The sequence below is a fragment of the Kosmotoga olearia TBF 19.5.1 genome (assembly GCF_000023325.1).
GTDB classification, from domain to species: domain Bacteria; phylum Thermotogota; class Thermotogae; order Petrotogales; family Kosmotogaceae; genus Kosmotoga; species Kosmotoga olearia.
This window is the reverse complement of the sequence record NC_012785.1, coordinates 2,099,332-2,118,919: the sequence shown is the minus strand read 5'-3', so window position 1 is coordinate 2,118,919 and position 19,588 is coordinate 2,099,332. Positions and strand designations below refer to the sequence as shown.

Below are 19,588 nucleotides of genomic sequence, written 5' to 3'. Positions count from 1 at the left end.
TTAACGGGAGATACCCCGCACAATTTTTTGCATCTCCTTACTTTCCATAAGACTTGCGATCGAAAAAATAACAATTTCATCTGGATTCAGATATAAAACACTATCCACCAAATCCCTTAATTTTTGCGGTTCTTCCACAACTTTGTACGCACCAAGACCGATTCGTACATTTTCAAGATTTCCCAGTCTATCGAGGGCATAGAGTACATAATGCTTAACTGTTTCCGGATACGGATCATATGCCATCATCACAGCATAATCGAGATAACCACCTTTTAACCATTCAAGCCAAGCCTGAAATCGTTGTTCATAAGCATCTTGCTCATAATACGCAAGCACGGCAGCAGAAAGGCGTTTCCCATGGCTGGTTACCCTGTCATAAATCTCTTTCACCAGCAAAGAAACTTGCTCTCGACGGTAGTCATCAAAAGCACTGGCAAGATTTTTTACTCTCTTTTCTTTTAATGCACGTATAAGCCATTTTCTGTAAGCTTTCTGAACCTCTGGATGGTAACCGAAGGTTCTAAATGGATACCTTATATAATCCAGATGAATCTCGTCAACATCGTATTTGCTTGCAATTTCTTCAGCAATGCTCGCGATGAAATCTCTAACTTCCGGAAGACCCGGCTCAAGAAAAATGCCAGGGACATCTAACGACTCTGAACCGGTATAATTAAGCATTGAAACACCGTTTTGATCGTAGGTTACCCATTCAGGATGTTTATTAATAACATGTTCTGGAGATTTTGGCCTCGTGACAAAATTCCATGCATAACATGCGTTTATCCATGCGGATATTTTTAAGTTTTCAGACCTGGCTAATTTCAATACATAAGCAAGAGGATCGAAGTCCTTTGGTTGACCTTCAAGCGCTTCTGCTCGTGGAAGAATATCGGATTCATAATAAGCATCTGCTCGCCAAACTACCTGTACATACAGTCTTGTTGCTCCAACCTCTTTGGCTATTTTAATAACATTCTCTATCTTCTCAGGTGAAACAATTTGATCTCTAACCACCCAAATCCCGACAGGGTAAGCTATCAATACAGTCACAAAAATTAGGATAATGACAACGCTAACCCTTCGTACCACCGGTCATCAGTCCCTTCATAAAATACCTCTGGAAAGCGAAAAACACCACAATCATTGGTATAGCAGATATAGCAGCTCCAGCCATCTGTAAACCATATTGGTTCAGGTTCTGATTTTGAAGCGTTGCCAACCCAACGGTAAGAGGATATTTCTCTGGAGAGTTCAAAACAATCAAAGGCCATAAAAATCCATTCCATGTGCTGATAAAAGTGAATATTGCGCTGGCCCCCAATACTGGTTTGCTCATCGGGAGAATTATGCTCGAATATATCTTGAATTCTGAGGCACCATCTATTCTAGCTGCATCGATATAATCGATTGGTATCGATATCATGTACTGCCTCATCATGAAGATCGTGTAAGGACTTGCAATCGATGTCAGGATTACAGCCCAGAGTGTATCCACTATTCCGAACTTGTTGACAAGTATAAATGTTGGAAGGAGCGTCACCTGCGCTGGAACCATGATGGTGGCAACCACCATTGTGAATATAGGACTCCTTCCCTTGAAAGGAATTTTTGCGAAGGCATACGCTGCTAATGAACAAACAAAAAGTGATAACAGGGTTATACTCACAGTGATGATCAGACTGTTCTTGGTCCATGTCCAGATGTTGGATTCCATAAACAATTGCTTGAAGTTTTCCAACGTCAAACGGCTTGGAAACAGTCGGGGCGGAAAAGTACTTATGTCATCTTCTGGTGTCAAAGATGTCTGAAACATCCAATACATTGGAAACAAGGTCATGAATGCCCATAGAAAGAGGAAAACCATAACAAAGATCCACAACGCTTTCTTGTTCACCAGCTACCAACTCCCCGAATCTCATTAAAATTCGTATGATTGTGACATCATACGGAATTGGAAGAACGATATAACCACAGCAATTCCAAAGAATATAACAGAAAGTGCCGAAGCGAGACCATAATTGAAATCTCTAAAGGCCGTGTTATATATCAAATACACAAAAGTAATGGTTGCGTTCCCGGGGCCACCATGTGTCAGAATGTATATTTTATCGAACACACTCATCGCAACGATAGTGTAGCTGATGGTCAGATACAACATGGTTGGTTTCACAAGCGGTACTGTGATCCTCCACCATTTAACAAACCAGTTAGCCCCATCGATATCGGCAGCTTCATAGTACGTCTTCGGGATATTATTCATCGCTGCAAGAAAGAGAATGATCCCTGAACCCGGCGCAATCACCATATCTGTTAAGATAATCGACCACATTGCAATATCCGGATCCACCAGCCAGGGAACAGGTTGAAGCCCGAGCTTTTGTAAAAACATATTTATCGGCCCAAATGATGCATTCAAAAGCCAGCCCCAAATCAGGGATATAACGACGGCAGAAGTAACGGTTGGAAGATAATACGCCGCCCTAAAAAAACTCTGCCATTTGTTTTTCAACGATAGCAACAAACTAGCGATTACGAGGGCAACAGATATGTTTTTGAAAACTACTATCGAAGTGTATAATGCAGTATTTCTCAATGCTACCCAAAAATCTTCCCAATGGATAATCTCTTTGAAATTCTCAAAACCAACCCATTCTGACCCCCATACGCCAACTTCTTGAAAGGCCATTACAAGGGCCATTACAACCGGTATAAACAGAAAAACAACAAATAATGACATGGCAGGTAATATGAAAAGGTATCCGTAAAGCTGCCGTTTTTTCACCTATTTGCCTCCTCTTAACAGTATTCTATTTGCCGCTTTTTCAGCATTCTTCAACGCATCCTCCGGTGAAATTCTCTCGAGTAATGCTAATTGTATCTGTTGGGATATCTTTTCGATGGCTTTATCTTTAGCGGGATGTGGCGGGAAAATAAAATTGTACTGGGATATAATAGCGGCCTTTGTCATAGCATCATCACCCTCATAGATGTTCCCAACAGATTTAAGGGTGGGGAATTGACCATACTCAACAAGTTTCTTCTGTTGTTCCACTGAAGTAATCGTTTTAGCAAAATCTATGAGAATCGAGAGCTTTTTAGGATCTTTTTGTATGAATATCTGATAACTTGATACATCTCCAAAGCTCCAAAAACGATCACCTTTCTTCTTAACAGGGAAAGGAACAACATCTATATCTATACCAGCTCTTCTAATCGGTGGAATCGCCCATGTACCTGACATATAAACTGCCGCTCTGCCGCTTTTGAATAAGTTATATGCGTCAGCATCACCGTATGCAGCCATATAGGGGGGCGCATATTTTTTGAAAATACCTGCAAGGTATCCAAGTATTTCGGCGTTTTCAGGAGTGTTGATAACGCAGCGAAGATTTCCCTTTTCTTCTTCTATGATCTTACCGCCGTTGGCAAGAAGGAAGGGCCAAAGATGTGAGTTGTCGGGAGGCATAGCGCTTGCAGCAAAACCGTAAACATCTATTCTTCCATCACCATCTTTATCATAAGTCAATTTTTCCAGAGCCTGAGCGAATTCTTCGAAAGTCCAGGGATCTTCAAAAGTTGGGATGCGAACACCGCGCTCTTCAAATATCTCTCTATTTATCATCACAACTTTGGTAGTCATATAAAAAGGAAAACCATAGATTCTTCCATTAAAAGTGGCACCTTTTAGGGCGGGTTCATAATAATCGTCCTTATTTATGTACTCATCGGTCGATACCAGTACACCCTGAACAACGTAGTGAGCCTTCAACGGACCTCTTGTTATGTCAGGCCAATTTCTCGAAGCTACTGCAAGATCCAATTTCTTGTCTCCACCTGCCCACGGTATCTCCGTAAGTTTAAACGAAACCCCGGGATGATTCGCAGAATATTCTCTCATCATCGATTTTATCCAGGCATAATTATCACCATCTACACTCCAGGCTGGAAAATCCCATACATATACGGTTATACCGCCTGCTATTGAAACGCTAGTAATAAATAAAAGTACCAACAAAAACCCCTTCACAAGAGTTCTTCTCATAACGAACACCTCCCAAAGATATCAGACAATTTCTGTTGGATACAAAATAAATGTATCGTACTTGAAAACCGGCTCACCGGACGGTGAGAGCAAAGTAACTTTGAAATAAACGTAACTGCTTGTTATGCCTTCCAAGTCAACGTGAACATCTATAACCTGTTCCTTGTATGAAAAAATAGCAATATCATCAATATAAACTTCCTTCAACGTTTCATGGGTAATATAGTCCACAACAGAAACTTTTATTCTGGAACCTGCGTTAAAAGGAAAAGCTAAATAATGTATCTTTAGATTTGCTCCATCTTCGTAATACACGAATGAATCCGGACTATCCATATATACATATGGAAAACTCGGATGAGGATTCAACCACAACCTGGCGAGCAAAGAATAATAACAAAACCTGTACCCGGTTTCACCAAATGGTGCGTGCTTATTAAATCCTTCCAACCTGAAGATCCCAATACCATACTGTCCCCCACGGGCCTCTATAGTAAATCCTCTGCCATAGTAAATTCCCGAATGAAAACCGACAGTGTGACCCCCACCATTCATAAGCACATCGGCTGTACGTAAATCATTAATATCGTCAAAATACACCCACAAAGGATCCGGATGACCAATAAGCATGTGTTTCACGCCGCCTTCTTTTTTATCGAGCACTTCATGGAAAACCCATGTTACGAAATTCCAGCAATCAAACGTTCTTTTCTCCGGATCCATTTCTCCCCATCCATAGGTTCCACCAAGCATACTCAACGCTGTATTTATAATGTCTCTTTCAAGTTCTGTCATGGGGATCTCCGGTAGTGCCATAGGAAAGGAAAGCGTGAACATTGCGAGCATCAGAAGTAACATAATGTATTTTTTCATATTTATATTTTCACCTCCAAATATCACCCTGTCAGGAAAAACACGTTCAGCAAAGCTAACCTTAAGTAAAATTCAATTCTGGAACTTCAATAATCTCACTTTTGCTAGCCCATAACATTATACAAGTTTGTATGTTGTAATAACAAATACAACATTATGCCGAAAAAAGAAGAACATACTAAAGTAAGTTAATACACTGGAGTAATCACCTAATATTTGGATATTACGTGGGATATTCAGGAATAAAATCAAAACTATATTGGTTATATTGTAATTACATTATGGCAAAATAAGTATAGCTAGATAAAGAACGATAAAAACTAAAAGGAGAATTGCTCATGATCCTTCAGGGTATTGATGTATTAGAGAAGAACGAATTTAGGCCTTTAAGAAGAAGGAAGGTTGGACTGATCACTAATTATTCCTTTGTTACCAAAGATATGCGTCAGGGACTGGATGTTTTAATCCAAAATAACATAAATGTGGTTAAGATATTCACGCCGGAACATGGATTATATGGGCTTCCTGACGGTGAAACGTTCAATGATACACTTCATCCTAAATACAAAATCCCGGTTATAAGTCTTTATGGAAAGAAGAAAAAACCTGAGTCCAATGATCTGGAAGACATCGATATACTTGTTTATGACATACAGGATGTTGGACTCAGATATTATACGTTTATCTATACCCTAGCATATACGCTGGAAGCAGCAAGCGAAAATGGTATTGATTATCTTGTTCTTGACAGGATAAATCCACTGGGGAGAAAAGTCTATGGTCCAAGAATCCCCGACAAACTTTCCAGTTTCGTCGGTGATTATTTACTCCCAACGAGGTATGGTTTAACTCCAGGAGAACTTGCACAATACTTTTTAAGGCTGAAAAAACTCGATCTTGAATTAAAAGTAATACCTCTTGAAGGTTGGGGCGGTGAAGGGTTTAATCAAACCGATTTATTATGGAATGTACCATCTCCTGCCCTTCCAACATACGAGGCTACCTTATGTTATGCCGGAATTTGCTTTCTTGAAGCAACAAACGTTAGCGAAGGGCGAGGAACACCAAAACCTTTTCAGTATATCGGAGCCCCCTGGGTTGATAACGACGAACTGTATGAATTTCTCAAGGATATGTTCCCGAATCTTATCCTAAGAAAGCGTGAGTTCATCCCGAGATTTGGTAAGTACGCCCAACAATTGTGTTTTGGCGTTGAGTTTTTCCCAAAATTTGAAGATAATTTCTTTGAAGTTTCGATTTCACTTTTACACTACCTCTCAAAATACCCTGAAATGAAAATCGATAAGCATATCTCACGATTAATGGGAGACGAATTGGCATTAGAAATAGCTACGGGAAAAACTGATGTCAACGTCTGGCGTAAATCAGCTGAAGAGTTTATAGATACCGTTTCCGATCTATTGATATACGGAGGGAATTTATATTATGACTCTTGAAGAAAAAGTAGGCAAACTATTTATGATTGGACTCCCGGGTAAAAGTATGGACGCTGAAACGGTGAAAATACTCGAAAGAGTGAACCCAGGCTCGATTATCCTTTTTTCCCGCAACATTGAAAACCCTTCACAGGTTAAAGACTTCATCGATGAATGTAAACGAGTTTTAGGATACAAACCTCTGATAGCGATAGATCAGGAAGGCGGAATAGTTACACGCCTCACAAAGGGGTTCGCCATATCACCGGGTGCCATGGCGATAGCAGCAACGGGTAATTCTGAGAATGCCTTTATAGCAGCAAGCATACTTGCAAAAGAAATGCGCGCGGTAGGAATTGATTGGGATCTTGCTCCTGTAGTAGATATAAACAACAATCCTAACAATCCGGGCATAGGAGTACGAAGTTTTTCAAGCGATGTAAATACTGTTGTTGAATTCGGCAGAAAATTCACCAAAGGGCTTCAAGAAAATGGGATAATAGCATGTCTGAAACATTTTCCGGGTAAAGGGCGCGTTTCCGTTGATGCCCATATAGATATGCCGGTTTTAGATGTGTCTTATGATGAACTAAAAAAATTCGAACTTATTCCTTTTAAAAAAATTGAAGCACTTAGCTGGATGCCGAGCCACATATATATTCCTGCTTTGCAGCATACGAAAATACCCGCAACCCTTTCCGAAGAGATCTTAACGGAGCTTGTGAGAAAAAAACTGCATTACAAAGGAGTTTTGATTGCCGATGATCTGCTCATGGGTGGAATAACAAATTATTTTCCCGTCGAAGAAGCTACTTTGAAAGCCTTTGCCGCTGGCATGGATATACTTACTGTATGTCATAACGATGACATACAAATAGCCGTTAAAAACTACCTGGTCAAGCAGATCGAAAAAGAGCCTAAACTCCAAAAACGCCTTGAAGAGTCGTTGAGCAAAATTGAAGCGATGAAAAAACTAATCAACAAAGCCCCAAAAATTGAAATTAAACTGGTTGGTAGCGATGAGCACATTAATGAGATGCAACACATAAGCGATGAAGCGATAACGCTCTTAAAAAACAAGGACAATCTTATTCCTCTTCAGCACGTTGACAATGTTTTTACGGTCGTTCTTTCACGTTTAGTGCAAGTTGAAGATGAAAAAGAGGGAATTCCCTGGATATCACAGGAAATAGCTAAATACACAAACGCAGAATTTTATACCTTTGACTTAAAAATAAAACCTGATCAAATCAACAAGTACATCAAAAAAGCCGTAGGAAAGGTAAACGTTATATTCACTGAAAACGCTCATCTCTTTCCAGGGCAGAGAGCCCTGGCAGAAGAGATATCGAAAGTGGGGAAAACACTCATTGTTGCTTTACGAAATCCATACGATTGCTTTATAGAAGGAGTTGAAAACGCGATAGCTTCATATGGTTATACTCCTGAGCTCCAAAAAAGTCTTTTCAAAGTTCTGACCGGTAAGATCAAAGCAAAAGGGAAATTACCTGTTGTGAATCGGTAAATAACCTTATACATGTAAAATATAAAAGCTTTCGTGGAGGAGGAGCACCGAATGCTTGAAAAAGTTGAAACAGAATTACCAAACCCAAAAACCTCAAACTTCGACAATATGTCAATTGTTGAGATTTTAAGGATCATAAATCAGGAAGATGCAACTGTTCCCCTGACGATTGCTGAGAATCTCGAAAAGATTGCCGTAGTTATTGAAATGTGCGTTAAAGCTATTAAAAATGGTGGTCGAATAATCTATGGAGGCGCGGGAACCAGTGGCCGAATCGCTATAATAGATGCTGTTGAAACCGTTCCCACTTTTGGTGTTCCAGAAGGATTGTTTTTACCCATTATGGCTGGTGGGGAAGAAGCCTTTCTCAGATCTCTCGAAGCTATTGAAGATAGTGAAAAACAAGGTGAAATTGATCTCAAAAAGCACGACGTATATTCAAAAGATCTGGTGATTGGCTTAACTGCAAGTGGTAGAACCCCCTATGTGAAGGGAATGCTTCTTGAAGCGAAAAGAATTGGCTGTCACACCGTGTTGATTTCTAATGTTGCCAATCCCGCACTAGAGAATATAGCAGACATCTCTGTAACCATTCGAACCGGTCCAGAAATAATCGCTGGAAGCACCAGAATGAAAGCTGGAACAGCACAAAAGATGGTCCTCAATATGATCAGTACAGTAACCATGATCAAACTCGGAAAAACCTATAAAAACTATATGATTGACGTAAAAATACTCAACGAAAAGCTCAAGGCAAGAGCTGCAAGAATGATCTCGGAAATCACGGGAATAGATCGGGACGAGAGCCTGAAATATCTTAAATTGGCTGATAACAGTCCCAAATTGGCCGCTCTTATGATCCTTTCTAACAAAAGCAAAGAAGAATGTATGAACGCACTTTCAAAAAGAGAAACTCTAAGTGAAGCTCTGGAATTGTTGAGGAGTGATAAAAAATGAGGGAAGCACCTGTACCTCTTCATTATCAAATTTACCTTAAATTGAGAGAGAACATCGAAAACGGTATCTACAAAAGAGGGGATCAACTCCCCACAGAGAAAGAAATCTGTGAAATGTTCAATGTAAGTCGAACAACCGTTAGACGCGCGCTTGAGGAACTCAAGAGGGAAGGAATTATCGAGAGGATCAAAGGCAAAGGAACGTTTATAACTCTCGACAAAAAGGAAGAACAGCTTAGCAATCTTACCGGTTTTTCAGAAGAAGCAAAGCTAATGGGGATGAAAGCTCACTCCAAAGTAATCACGAATAAACTAACTCGAATCCCTCTTGAAGCAAAAGAAGTATTCGATATGCCGGGCGAAGGAATGGTGGTTCTGTTAAAAAGAATCAGATTTCTAGATAACGAACCATATGCTATTGAATGGGCTTACCTCAATCCAAATGCGGATATCAGGGTGCTAAACATTCTGGAACACAACATGGAAAAAGAATCCCTGTATGGAATTCTGAAAGATGAATTTGGTATCTCCCTTTCGCATGCTGAAGAAATCATGGAACTTATCAAAATCGATGGAGAAAACGCAAGATATCTAAACCAGGATGATGGAGAATGCGCTATATTACGAAGAAGATACACCTACACCTCAGACGGTAAATGTATCGAGTATGTTCTGTCAATATACAGAGGAGACAAATACAAATTCAAGGTGGTACGCCGAACGTGAAATTTCTTGGTGTTGACGGTGGTGGAACGCATTTGCGAGCAACTCTTCTTGAAAACCATACCGAAAAGAAATTTCTAATAAAAGAAGGCGTGAACCTAACCAGCAAACCAAAAGAACAAATAAAGAATGTCTTTTCACAACTTTTTAAACTTACCGGACCAGTGAACGGGATGATACTCTCGTTCTCCGGTGCAGAAACGCAAGAAAGGCGTTTCATTCTCAAATCTGTTGTGGAAGAAGTGTACCGCTGCGAAAACCTGGAAATTCTAACTGATATAAAAGCGACACTTCTAACCTGTTATAACGGGGAACCCACAGTTGTAGTAATCGCTGGTACTGGTTCTGTGGTTCTGGGAATAGACGCAAAGGGGAACACAAAACGTTCCGGAGGCTGGGGCCACCTTTTTGATGATGAAGGAAGTGCTTTCTGGATTTCCTTGAGAATTTTGCAAGAGTTCTTCAAATACAATGACAACCTGAGGGATTATGACCCTATCTTCAGCAGGATTCTGAACTTTTATGAAGTGCAGAGGTTCGAGGATCTAACAAACCTTCAAAGCAGATCGGATTTCAAAGAACACATCTCTGCTTTCACGCGTGAAATTTTCAATACTCCTTCCCCACTTGTCAGCAGCATAATAGAAGAGGGCGTTAGCATTCTTGGAAAAAGATGTACCCTGGTATTAAAAACAGTTGGTTCAAATCGCTTATTTGTGCATGGAGGAATGTTCAATGTGCCGCAGTATCTTGAGCAGTTCAAAAAACATCTCCCTGAAAATATCGAGATAAATAAAGTCGAAAACATAGATACTGCCATGGCGTATCGTGCAAAAAAACAGTTTGAACAACAGTGACTCCTTTCTATTTCCAGCCAACTTGGTTCTGGATTAAAACATCTGCATTGTGAAACTACATAAGGGGTTGTACTCCACAAAATTCCGGAAATTTGAGGAGCGTGAATCCACGTAATTCCGAAGTTTTATAAACAAGCTAACGGTATGGAAGAACAACAAAAGCGACTATGTAGAAAAAGAAACTTGAATACCGAAAAATATTCAAGAGTAGAGAAATCGTTGAAGAACGCTATTATCGAATCATATCTCCAGGGTGTTTCTTTTCCAGGATAAAAGCCTACTCTGATAGCAGAAGAGCTTTCACCTGGAACAGTTAATATAAGACTTGACGCAAAGACTACCGATGTTGAAGACAAACTCTTCGATTTCCTTTAAATTTGCCCATATTTAAGTATATAATATAGATTATTTACATGCTTTCCAAATGAGTTTCCACTTCAATAATAAGGGGGGATTTTTGTGAGAAAGATTGCTCTAATTCTCGTACTCGTGATCTCAGTTCTTGCTCTGTCGGGAAATGTTGTCAAAGCCTACACAACTCTTGAGGAACCTTTAGCAAAGGAACTCTTCGATCTTTTTGAAGCACGGACCGGTATAAAGGTCGAATGGGTAAGACTTTCAACAGGTGAAACGGTTGCTAGGCTTGAAGCAGAAAGGGAAAATCCGCAGGCGTCCATTTGGGTCGGTGGAGTGGGTCTGGGACATATTGAAGCAAAATTGAAAGGCCTTACAACTCCTTATAAATCGCCGTTTGCGCTCAAAATTCCTGACGGTTACCGTGATCCTGAATTTTATTGGGTTGGTCTTTATATCGGCCCTCTAGCCTTTGCGACCAACAATAACAGAGCTAAAGAACTTGGAATAGAGCCACCAAAGGGTTGGTTTGATATCATTGACTCTCAGTACAGAAATATGATAAGGGTGGCCAATCCTAATACTTCAGGTACTGCGTACAACGTAATCACCACTATATACCATCTTTTCGGTGATAATGAAGATTTGACTTTTATGTACCTCAAACATTTGGACAAGAACGTCAATATGTACACTAAATCGGGGTCTGCTGGTGGTAAAGACTGTGCAATTGGTGAAACTCCAATCGCTATTGGTTATCTCCACGACTTAATAAGACTTCAGAAGAACGGCGCACCTATAACAATTACCATTCCTGAGGAAGGAACAGGATTTGAAATTGCTTCCATGTCTCTCATTAAGGGTGGTAAGGAACCCGTGGAAGCAAAGAAGCTTTACAACTGGATTTTGGGAAAAGAAGCTCAGGAAATTATTGCAAAGTGGTATGTAATACCTCTTTCACCTGAAGCTCCCAAAGACAAAGTGGAAGTACCTATTGAAGCAATTAGAACCGTTGATCAGGACTTTGTATGGGACGCTGCAAACAGAGAAAGGCTAACTGATAGGTGGAACACCGAAATAGGTAGATGATTTCCTTTAGGTTATAAACCTCCCCTGCACCGCAAAGCGGTGCAGGGATTTGTATTATTAGCTTACTTACCGGCCAATCTCCGGAGGTGTAATCAGTTATGAAGGCCAAAATTCTAAAACTGATAGTCACAGTTGGGCTTTTTGCGGTTTTGATTTTTTGGGTATTCAATAGCATAGAAAGAGAGTTTGTTGATGCAGCAAAGGAAAGAATTCTAGAAATATCCAACCTCATTTCCTCTTCGATTCCAGAAGACGATATACAGAGTTGGCTGGAAGAAATAGACGCTAATTATCCCGATATACAAGCGATTTATATTAAAGGGCTTGAAGAATATGGTGAAATACCCGAATATTTTTACCAGAATCCTGAAAGCGCTGATTTGTTCGCAAAATTGAAAACGATGGATTTTTTTGATTATGGCATAGAAAGTACCGTTTACGAGGAAATTTATTTCCATGAAAACATACTTAAACTCGGTAACAATCAGTATTTTGTTACTTTTGTTCCGGTTCTCGAGCCGGAATATGGCATGGTGACAGGTTCGTTGGTTCTGTTACACAACGCTTCGAAAATCCTTGGCACAATACGAACTATTTGGGGTTTTGCCTTGCTCTTGATAGGAGTCGTCTTTGCGGTATCTTTCATCACAAGCTTCATGAGAGACCCCACGCTGGGTTTTACCATACTCATTGTATTCATTATTGTAGGAACCTTCATAGCTTATCCGCTCTATGAAGCCTTTAAGCTGACGATTTTCCAAAACGGAGAATTCAGTCTAGACGTCTGGAAAAAAGTTCTAACCACAAGGAATTATTCCCGGGCACTCTGGGGAAGCATAAAGTTGGGGATGCTTACCGCCACAACATCAACGTTGGTAGGCTTTCTCTTTGCCTTCTCCCTCACGAGAATGAAGTTAAAGGGAAAGAAATTCTTCGCAACCATGGCCACTCTTCCAGTGATCTCCCCACCTTTCTCGCTTACGTTGTCTATCATTTTGCTTTTCGGAAACAACGGCCTAATCACGCGGAGACTGCTGGGGTTGACATCCTTTGACATATACGGACTCGATGGTCTAGTGATTGTTCAAACAATGGGTATGTTTCCGATAGCTTTTCTTGTTTTAAGTGGAGTTTTGGAAGCCATTGACTCCACGCTTGAAGAGGCAGCGATGAACATGAGGGCGAATCGGTGGAAGGTATTTACCACTGTAACTTTACCCCTTTCTATCCCGGGAATTGCCAGTTCCTGGTTGCTGGTTTTTTCAAACTCCATGGCGGATTTTGCAAATCCTTTAATCCTTTCTGGAAAGTACAAAGTGTTATCCGTTGAGGCATATCTTGAAGTTACGGGTATGCACAGATTACAAAATGGTGCCGCCCTTTCCATTCTTCTGCTCATACCAACTCTTACAGCCTTTTTGATTCAGAGGTACTGGGTAAACAGAAAGACCTATGTAACAGTCACCGGTAAGCCGAGTGCCAGGATTATTGAAATAGTCAACAGGCCGGTGAAGATCTTCCTGACAACCATGATGGGTCTTATCTCAGCTTTTCTAATTGGTCTGTACTCCACAATAGTGGCGGGATGCTTTGTCAAAAACTGGGGAATAGATTATTCCTTCACCCTGGAGAATATCACAGAAGCCTTGTCCAGGGCCAGAGATGCCCTTATAGATACCACCACGCTGGCAGCAATTGCCACACCTATTGCTGGAATTCTAGCCATGATAGTAGCAATGATAATTGTCAGGAAAAAATTCCCTGGGAAAAAGCTTTTACAAATGTTTGTTTTGATGCCCTTTGCTATTCCGGGAACACTGGTGGGTATCAGTTATATCATTGCTTTTAACAGGCCACCACTGCTGCTGGTCGGAACCGGAGCGATAATAGTAATAAATTACGTTATAAGGGAGCTGCCAGTGGGGGTGGAAAGCGGAGTGGCAACCTTGAAACAGATCGATCCGGCTATCGAAGAAGCTGCTCAAAGTCTGGGCGCGGATTCGCCAACGGTTTTCAGGACAATTGTGCTACCTTTGATAAGACCTGCATTTATCTCAAGCCTTTCATATACTTTTGTCAGATCCATGACCGCCGTGAGCGCTGTGATTTTCCTTATTTCTGCAAAATGGTATCACATCACCATTCTCATATACAACTTCTCAGAGAATTTGCGATTTGGTCTTGCAAGTGTGCTTGCAACGACTCTTATCATAATTATCCTTGCGGTGTTTGGATTGATGAGATTGCTGGTCAAAAAGAGTTCTTACATGGAAAAAACCATAATTTCGGGGTGATATGAATGAAGTCGGTTTCGGTTACGTTAAAGAATATTTCAAAGGTTTTTAAAGGTTTTGAAGGGAACGATATAAGGGCTGTGGACGATGTATCCTTTAATGTTAACCCTGGCGAGTTTGTTACCCTTTTAGGGCCTTCGGGCTGTGGAAAAACCACTACTTTAAGAATGATTGCCGGATTTGAGACCCCCACTAAGGGGAAAATACTAATTGGTGAAAAAGACGTCACTTTTATTCCACCATGGAAACGTGACATAGCCATGGTTTTTCAAAGTTACGGGCTTTTCCCTCACATGAGCGTTGGAAACAATGTCGCTTACGGTCTGAAAATGAGAAAAGTGGATAAAAATAAGATAAAGGAACAGGTTAGCTCTATTCTTGAATTGGTAGGATTAAAAGGCTTTGAACACAGACCACCCTCAAGCCTTTCCGGCGGTCAACAACAAAGTGTGGCTCTGGCAAGGGCGCTTGTAGTAGAGCCCTCAGTGCTTCTCTTCGATGAGCCTCTCTCCAATCTTGATGTGTTGCTTAGGGAACAAATGAGAGTCGAAATTAGAAGAATCCAGAAGAAGGTTGGAATAACCACCTTATATGTTACTCACGATAGAACAGAAGCCATGACTCTTTCTGACCGGATTATTGTTATGAATAACGGCAAGATAATGCAGATTGGTTCCCCTAATGAAGTGTATGAAAAACCAAATTCCAAATTTGTTGCCAGTTTCATGGGAAAAATAGCGTTTTTCCCTGTGGAAATCAATGCTGTTGAACCGGGGAGTATAAAGGTAACAATAAAAGGAAAAGAACTGATCTTGAAAAAGGGAATAAAGATATCTGAGAACGTAAAATACGTTTTGGGATGCCGCCCCGAAGGCCTTTATCTAACAGCTCCAAAAAAAGGACATATCGAAGGAAGAGTGCTTACAAATGTGTATCTGGGTAATTATGTAGAATCTTATGTAGAAACGGAGTTTGGCGAGATAATGGTTAAAACGGAGGCAGGAACTTCCGGAGGTTTTGAAGAGGGAGCAGCAGTATCAGTAGTCATAAAAGAGGAACTCGCGAAACTCATTCCGGATGATTGATGGAACGCCAACTAATTGTACAATCAATGGTAATTCTGAAAAAGATGATCTAAAATGCTTGTTGCAAGTCGTTACAAAGATAGAATTCAAATCATCCGGGAGTTGCAAAAGCCCGGGCGACAAGGATCCATAAAAGTATTCATATGCTGCTTGGGACTGGAGAGAACTGCTGTTTGGTCGGTTTTCTCCAAAATATGAGGACGTTGTTCAACAGGTTAACGATGTAGTATAAAAATACTGTTGAAGTAAAAAAAGATCATCAGGACTTTCGAAAAAAGCTGTCAATTCCTTTTATTTCGTACCGTACAACATAACTACCGGCTCTCGCATTCTCGGGGTCCCTGATCCTGAGCTTGACTGTCATCCTGAACTTGATTCAGGATCTCATTCTTCAAAAAAGATTCTGGATAAGAGATTTCCAGAATGACAGTTTTTTCAACTGCAAAGCAGTTCGAGGCAACCACGTAGTGGTTCCGAACAACTCCGAAGGAGTTCGTTACAATCCCGAAGGGATTCGTACCTAAAGCGTAGCAGGGCTTACCCACGCGCAGTGTGCTCACCAGCCGCACAGCGGCCCTCTCGGTTCTCGGACTCTCGATTCTTACCAGGAGTTCGTAACAACCGCGCAGCGGTTCTAGTCGCTTCACTACCCGAAGTAGTGCTCACCCCTGACATAGTCAGACCTACCTCCAGCGTAGTTGGGCTTACCTTTGGTGAAGCCAAGCTTACCCACTACCCTTTCTGGACTCACGAATCTGTACCTTTCATGTTGGCAATAAGCAACTCCCAGCAACAACGACTCTTTACTCGCCTTTGAAATAATCTTCGAGAAGTTTGAAAAAGGTTTTACAGTTTTTAATTAAATAAGCTTTTACCTGGTTCCACGTCAGTTTTGCGTTAAGCGGTTCAGGTGAATTTTCAACATCTTCAAAATAGCAAAGTGCCTTGATTACGTGGTAGAGATCTACCTCTTTTCCGTATTTTTTCTGGAAAGCATCGATAATCACAATAAAGTCGTTCCTTTTCAATATTTCAACAATATCGTAGTAGTCTTTTTTTTCTGCTCTTCCTGCTATAGCAGAAAGTTTCATTGCAGCTATATCAAGCACAGAGGCAATTTTCAAAGAGTTAAAGTAACTGAAGTTACCTATAATCCTATATGGATACTCGAAAAAACTTACTTTAACATTATTTATTTGGCATTCGAGAGTACCTCGAAAAAGTCGGATGTCTTCTAATGGGAATCCTTTTGCTTCTAATTGGTGTGAAAGCTGAAAACTATCAAAGTTGTCTTCTGAGAAGAAATCAAGGTCGACACTGGTTCTATGCTGATAGTACATAGCAAGAGCTGTACCACCCGCTAAATAGAAACTATCTAACTCGTTTGAGAGGCTTTTCAGAAGGTTCAGAGTATCTGGCGAAAGCGTGGAAGTTTTGAGCAAGCTCGTACCTCCTTAAGAGGTATATCTAGAATATTTGCCCAGAAAATAGCTGTACTTCTCGAGATATTTCTCGAGTTTTTAACAACTTCGGATATTTCTTCGATAGGAAACATGGATTTCAGGGCAATAATATCCTCCATCGTTCCATGTTCCAGAATTCTTGATATAATAAAACTTTTGTTTTTTCTAATATCAAGACTCTCGATATCAACGTCCCAAAAACATCTTTTTGATAGATTTTTCTTCATTTTTATCACCAAGCATATTATATCATAAAATTGGAAAACGAAGGCGGTTTATACGCTCTCTAAAAAGCCAATAATCAGATGTTCGGAAATCAAAGGGTGTAGTATAAAATCGGTAAGATCCACATTTTTTGCCGGCTTTGTTGGCTCCCCACTAACGTAGCAGGTCGCGCCACCTTTTTGGGCTTATTCAGCCACGCATGCATCGCTCCATCAGCTGACAACGTCGTAAGGTTCATACGCAAAACGGTCTACAAATCTCGCACTTAAAAAGGGTGTTTCTCACTGTTTTTTATAGACATCATAATAACAGTAGTAAAGTATGACATACTATAACCAAAATTATAGTAAAGTCTGGCATACCATAAACGGGAATGTAGTAAAACGTATTATACTTTAGGAGTTGATCGAATGATTTCCTTGGATGTGTATTTTGAGATTCAGGATCGTTTGTTAGAAGCGGTTTCAACGGAGTTTAGTAGGTATAACAAAACCTACTCTGTACAACTACCTCGATTTGATGGAGCGTGTTCGGCTCATCACCCGTGTTCCACCGGAGAAAATAGGGCACAAATTCCTGAGAAGCGGAGCAAAAGTGTTCTTGAGTAATCCAAATATTTATTGCAGGCCAATCTGGAGTCTTGAAACAAACGTTGGCACAATACGGGAAGCATTTTTTGTCAGCCAGTTTTCTTCCTATTCAATTGCTGTGCCGGACATTGGCGATTTTTCCATAAGGTTTAATGGAAAACGGATTGTATTCGAAATAGGTGGTCCCGGAAAAACGCTTCAGCAAATAAAAAATGAGGAGAATGCTTTTGTATTGAAAGACGGCGTAGAAAGTGGTTATTCACAGGTTATTCCACTGTATTTGATCGGGATGATGTATTGAAACATGTTTGTTTCTATTATTCGTCTGTGCAATAGATGTGCAACTAAAGTGCGATTACCTAGGTTTTACCTATGATTTTTAGCATCCGTTTTTCCTTTGACAAAACTGCATGCATATCAACGCAGCATAAACTAACATTTGTCCCCATTATGCCTCCTTTATCTTACTCCTACATCGGATCTCGATTTCCGAGTTTTATCCACCGAAAGCGCGTGCCAACTGCGAAGCAATTCGCTCCAACTCAGAAGGAGTTCGAGACAACTCTGAAAGAGTTCGCAACAACCATGCAATGGTTCGTATCGTGTTTTATTTCATTTCTCCATCAGCTGACAATCCCGTGAGCCTCGCCCGCGAAGCGGTTTTACGAATCTCGGTAACCGGCTCTCGAATTAATGAATGCACCTATCTTTTCTTGGCATAGTCCAACCCCTACATTCTGTTAATCTCCGTATTAAACACCAACTAATGCCCCGTTGTCCCCATTATTGCTCCATTATGTCCCTTTTTACCCCTCTCTCAATATTTTTTCACTTCCTGAAATCTCAAATATGACCACTACTCAAATCTACGTCATTTACTCGTTCTTTCAAAAGAGCGTTAAAAAAAGAGTCTGTCCCTATTTTCACCCATGTCCCTATTTTCACCCAAGGGATGTGTTCCCTTCAATAAATAGTATGAAATAGGAGAGTAATACGACAAACATCAAGCTGAAAACTTGTCTGCTCTTCATGCTTTGCCCTTCAGGTCAAGCAACAATTCCATATAGTTAGCATGCGACCACAACAATGGTTTAGCGATTTCTCCCCACTGATTCACCCATTCAGAGTATTTCCTTTCGTCTATGAGAAACTCTGGCACTTGCTCTGGTAATCCTTCAGCATCGAAGTGAAATTCCACCCACTCTTTTATAAATTCCGCTTTTTCCCTTTCACCCGTCTTAGCATAATATTGCCCAAGATTTGACGCGAGTAGAATCCAGCTGCCTCCACCAAAATATGTATCGGCAGAATAGCGTTTAACTCCACCATTTATATAAAGCTTTTCATCAATTGCTTTTACTGTATTGACTACAAGCTGATCATCAATTGAAAACAGTTCGAAGGGAACAGCACCCCATATAAGGCTTGCGTCAACATCATCACTGAGCGTTGATTTTCTTAGCCTTCCATCCTTTACGAGCTTTCTTTCAATGAAGTTCACGATTTCTACCCATCCTGTTTCCTTATGAAGAATCCTTTCAGCTGCCTTTAAGCCAGCTGCTATCGAAAGGAGAGTGGAGGTATGAATTCCATCGGGATTTTCTTCCCAGACATCATAGCAGGGAATCTTCCAAACCTTTTCGAGATACCGTACGACTAACTCTATCAATTCTAGATTTTCTTTAATGAATTCACTTGGCGCGTATTTTCCAAGCGCCCAGAGAAATGTGCCATATCCATCGCTTTGTCCATTGGGCCAATCGTCCTGGGTCAAGGTTCCGTTGAGGTTGTAGCGAGTTGGTAGTAAGTCCTTGTGGGTAATTAGTTCGCCTGGGGTAGTGAGGAGCTTTTCAATTCTCGGCTTTTGGTCTGCGATTACCTGAAATCCCCATCGAAAAAATTTTTCCGCCGACTCTACTTTCCCCGCTCTAGCCATTGTGGCAGCAACGAAAGACCCATCACGGAACCAGCAATATCCATATTGGGAAAAATTGGGTGATGCGATGTAAGCTCCTTGTGGAGACTGATGCTTCTCAATAATCTTGATTGATCTGCTAAGCTTATTCATTA

The 19,588-nt window shown here is 40.7% G+C and carries 17 protein-coding genes and 1 pseudogene; 10 read left to right on the top strand and 8 right to left on the bottom strand.

Annotated elements, in window-relative coordinates; translation table 11 throughout:
• From KOLE_RS10080 to KOLE_RS10060, 5 genes are read right to left on the bottom strand one after another with little or no spacing between them, the layout of a single operon-like run.
• Window positions 1–1,095: a glycoside hydrolase family 10-like protein gene (locus KOLE_RS10080; RefSeq protein WP_015869318.1), complete on the bottom strand. Its 1,095-nt coding sequence runs from the start codon at window positions 1,093–1,095 to the stop codon at window positions 1–3.
• Window positions 1,079–1,900 (bottom strand): carbohydrate ABC transporter permease, encoded by an 822-nt coding sequence (locus KOLE_RS10075; RefSeq protein ID WP_015869317.1) that lies wholly within the window; start codon window positions 1,898–1,900, stop codon window positions 1,079–1,081. Before KOLE_RS10075 ends, KOLE_RS10080 begins: the two co-directional genes overlap by 17 nt.
• 24 nt (window positions 1,901–1,924) lie before the next feature.
• A complete protein-coding gene (locus KOLE_RS10070; RefSeq protein ID WP_015869316.1) occupies window positions 1,925–2,788 on the bottom strand; it encodes a carbohydrate ABC transporter permease in 864 nt (287 codons plus the stop codon).
• A complete protein-coding gene (locus tag KOLE_RS10065) occupies window positions 2,789–4,048 on the bottom strand; it encodes an ABC transporter substrate-binding protein (RefSeq protein WP_015869315.1) in 1,260 nt (419 codons plus the stop codon).
• 21 nt (window positions 4,049–4,069) lie between these two features.
• Window positions 4,070–4,921, bottom strand: coding sequence for an NlpC/P60 family protein (locus KOLE_RS10060; RefSeq protein ID WP_015869314.1), 852 nt, complete (start codon window positions 4,919–4,921; stop codon window positions 4,070–4,072).
• 338 nt (window positions 4,922–5,259) lie between these two features.
• On the opposite strand from KOLE_RS10060, the gene KOLE_RS10055 reads away from it, so the two are divergent.
• The 9 genes and pseudogenes from KOLE_RS10055 (at window position 5,260) to KOLE_RS10020 (ending at window position 15,240) form a co-directional block, all read left to right on the top strand.
• Complete coding sequence (locus tag KOLE_RS10055) at window positions 5,260–6,378, top strand: DUF1343 domain-containing protein (RefSeq protein ID WP_015869313.1); 1,119 nt, start codon at window positions 5,260–5,262, stop codon at window positions 6,376–6,378.
• Entirely contained in the window at window positions 6,368–7,882 is a 1,515-nt protein-coding gene (gene nagZ / locus KOLE_RS10050; protein WP_015869312.1) for a beta-N-acetylhexosaminidase, read from the top strand. The genes KOLE_RS10055 and nagZ overlap by 11 nt, the downstream gene beginning before the upstream one ends.
• A gap of 51 nt (window positions 7,883–7,933) precedes the next feature.
• A complete protein-coding gene (gene murQ, locus KOLE_RS10045; protein WP_015869311.1) occupies window positions 7,934–8,839 on the top strand; it encodes an N-acetylmuramic acid 6-phosphate etherase in 906 nt (301 codons plus the stop codon).
• Window positions 8,836–9,564 carry a GntR family transcriptional regulator gene (locus tag KOLE_RS10040; RefSeq protein WP_015869310.1) on the top strand — a complete coding sequence of 243 codons (729 nt, stop codon included), beginning with the start codon at window positions 8,836–8,838 and terminating at the stop codon, window positions 9,562–9,564. The genes murQ and KOLE_RS10040 overlap by 4 nt, the downstream gene beginning before the upstream one ends.
• Window positions 9,561–10,418: a BadF/BadG/BcrA/BcrD ATPase family protein gene (locus KOLE_RS10035; protein WP_015869309.1), complete on the top strand. Its 858-nt coding sequence runs from the start codon at window positions 9,561–9,563 to the stop codon at window positions 10,416–10,418. Before KOLE_RS10040 ends, KOLE_RS10035 begins: the two co-directional genes overlap by 4 nt.
• A 192-nt stretch (window positions 10,419–10,610) precedes the next feature.
• Window positions 10,611–10,790 (top strand): annotated as a pseudogene (locus tag KOLE_RS11780) (IS256 family transposase); the annotation flags it as partial.
• A gap of 87 nt (window positions 10,791–10,877) precedes the next feature.
• Window positions 10,878–11,861, top strand: coding sequence for an ABC transporter substrate-binding protein (locus tag KOLE_RS10030; protein WP_015869308.1), 984 nt, complete (start codon window positions 10,878–10,880; stop codon window positions 11,859–11,861).
• A gap of 98 nt (window positions 11,862–11,959) precedes the next feature.
• Complete coding sequence (locus KOLE_RS10025; RefSeq protein WP_015869307.1) at window positions 11,960–14,155, top strand: ABC transporter permease; 2,196 nt, start codon at window positions 11,960–11,962, stop codon at window positions 14,153–14,155.
• Window positions 14,156–14,160: 5 nt separating this feature from the next.
• Window positions 14,161–15,240: an ABC transporter ATP-binding protein gene (locus KOLE_RS10020; RefSeq protein ID WP_015869306.1), complete on the top strand. Its 1,080-nt coding sequence runs from the start codon at window positions 14,161–14,163 to the stop codon at window positions 15,238–15,240.
• Between the two features lie 803 nt (window positions 15,241–16,043).
• On the opposite strand, the gene KOLE_RS10010 is transcribed toward KOLE_RS10020, so the two are convergent.
• The gene (locus KOLE_RS10010) at window positions 16,044–16,682 is read right to left on the bottom strand and encodes a nucleotidyl transferase AbiEii/AbiGii toxin family protein (RefSeq protein WP_015869305.1); all 639 of its coding nucleotides are present in this window, start codon (window positions 16,680–16,682) and stop codon (window positions 16,044–16,046) included.
• Window positions 16,646–16,930, bottom strand: a complete 285-nt coding sequence (locus KOLE_RS10005; RefSeq protein ID WP_041288741.1) for a DUF6922 domain-containing protein — start codon at window positions 16,928–16,930, stop codon at window positions 16,646–16,648. The genes KOLE_RS10010 and KOLE_RS10005 overlap by 37 nt, the downstream gene beginning before the upstream one ends.
• Window positions 16,931–17,528: 598 nt before the next feature.
• Between KOLE_RS10005 and KOLE_RS09995 the strand changes: the two genes are divergently transcribed.
• Window positions 17,529–17,819, top strand: a complete 291-nt coding sequence (locus tag KOLE_RS09995) for a hypothetical protein (protein ID WP_041288740.1) — start codon at window positions 17,529–17,531, stop codon at window positions 17,817–17,819.
• A 726-nt stretch (window positions 17,820–18,545) separates the two neighbouring features.
• Here the strand turns inward: KOLE_RS09995 and KOLE_RS09990 are convergent.
• Window positions 18,546–19,586 (bottom strand): glycoside hydrolase family 15 protein, encoded by a 1,041-nt coding sequence (locus KOLE_RS09990; protein ID WP_015869302.1) that lies wholly within the window; start codon window positions 19,584–19,586, stop codon window positions 18,546–18,548.
• Window positions 19,587–19,588 lie beyond the last annotated feature (2 nt).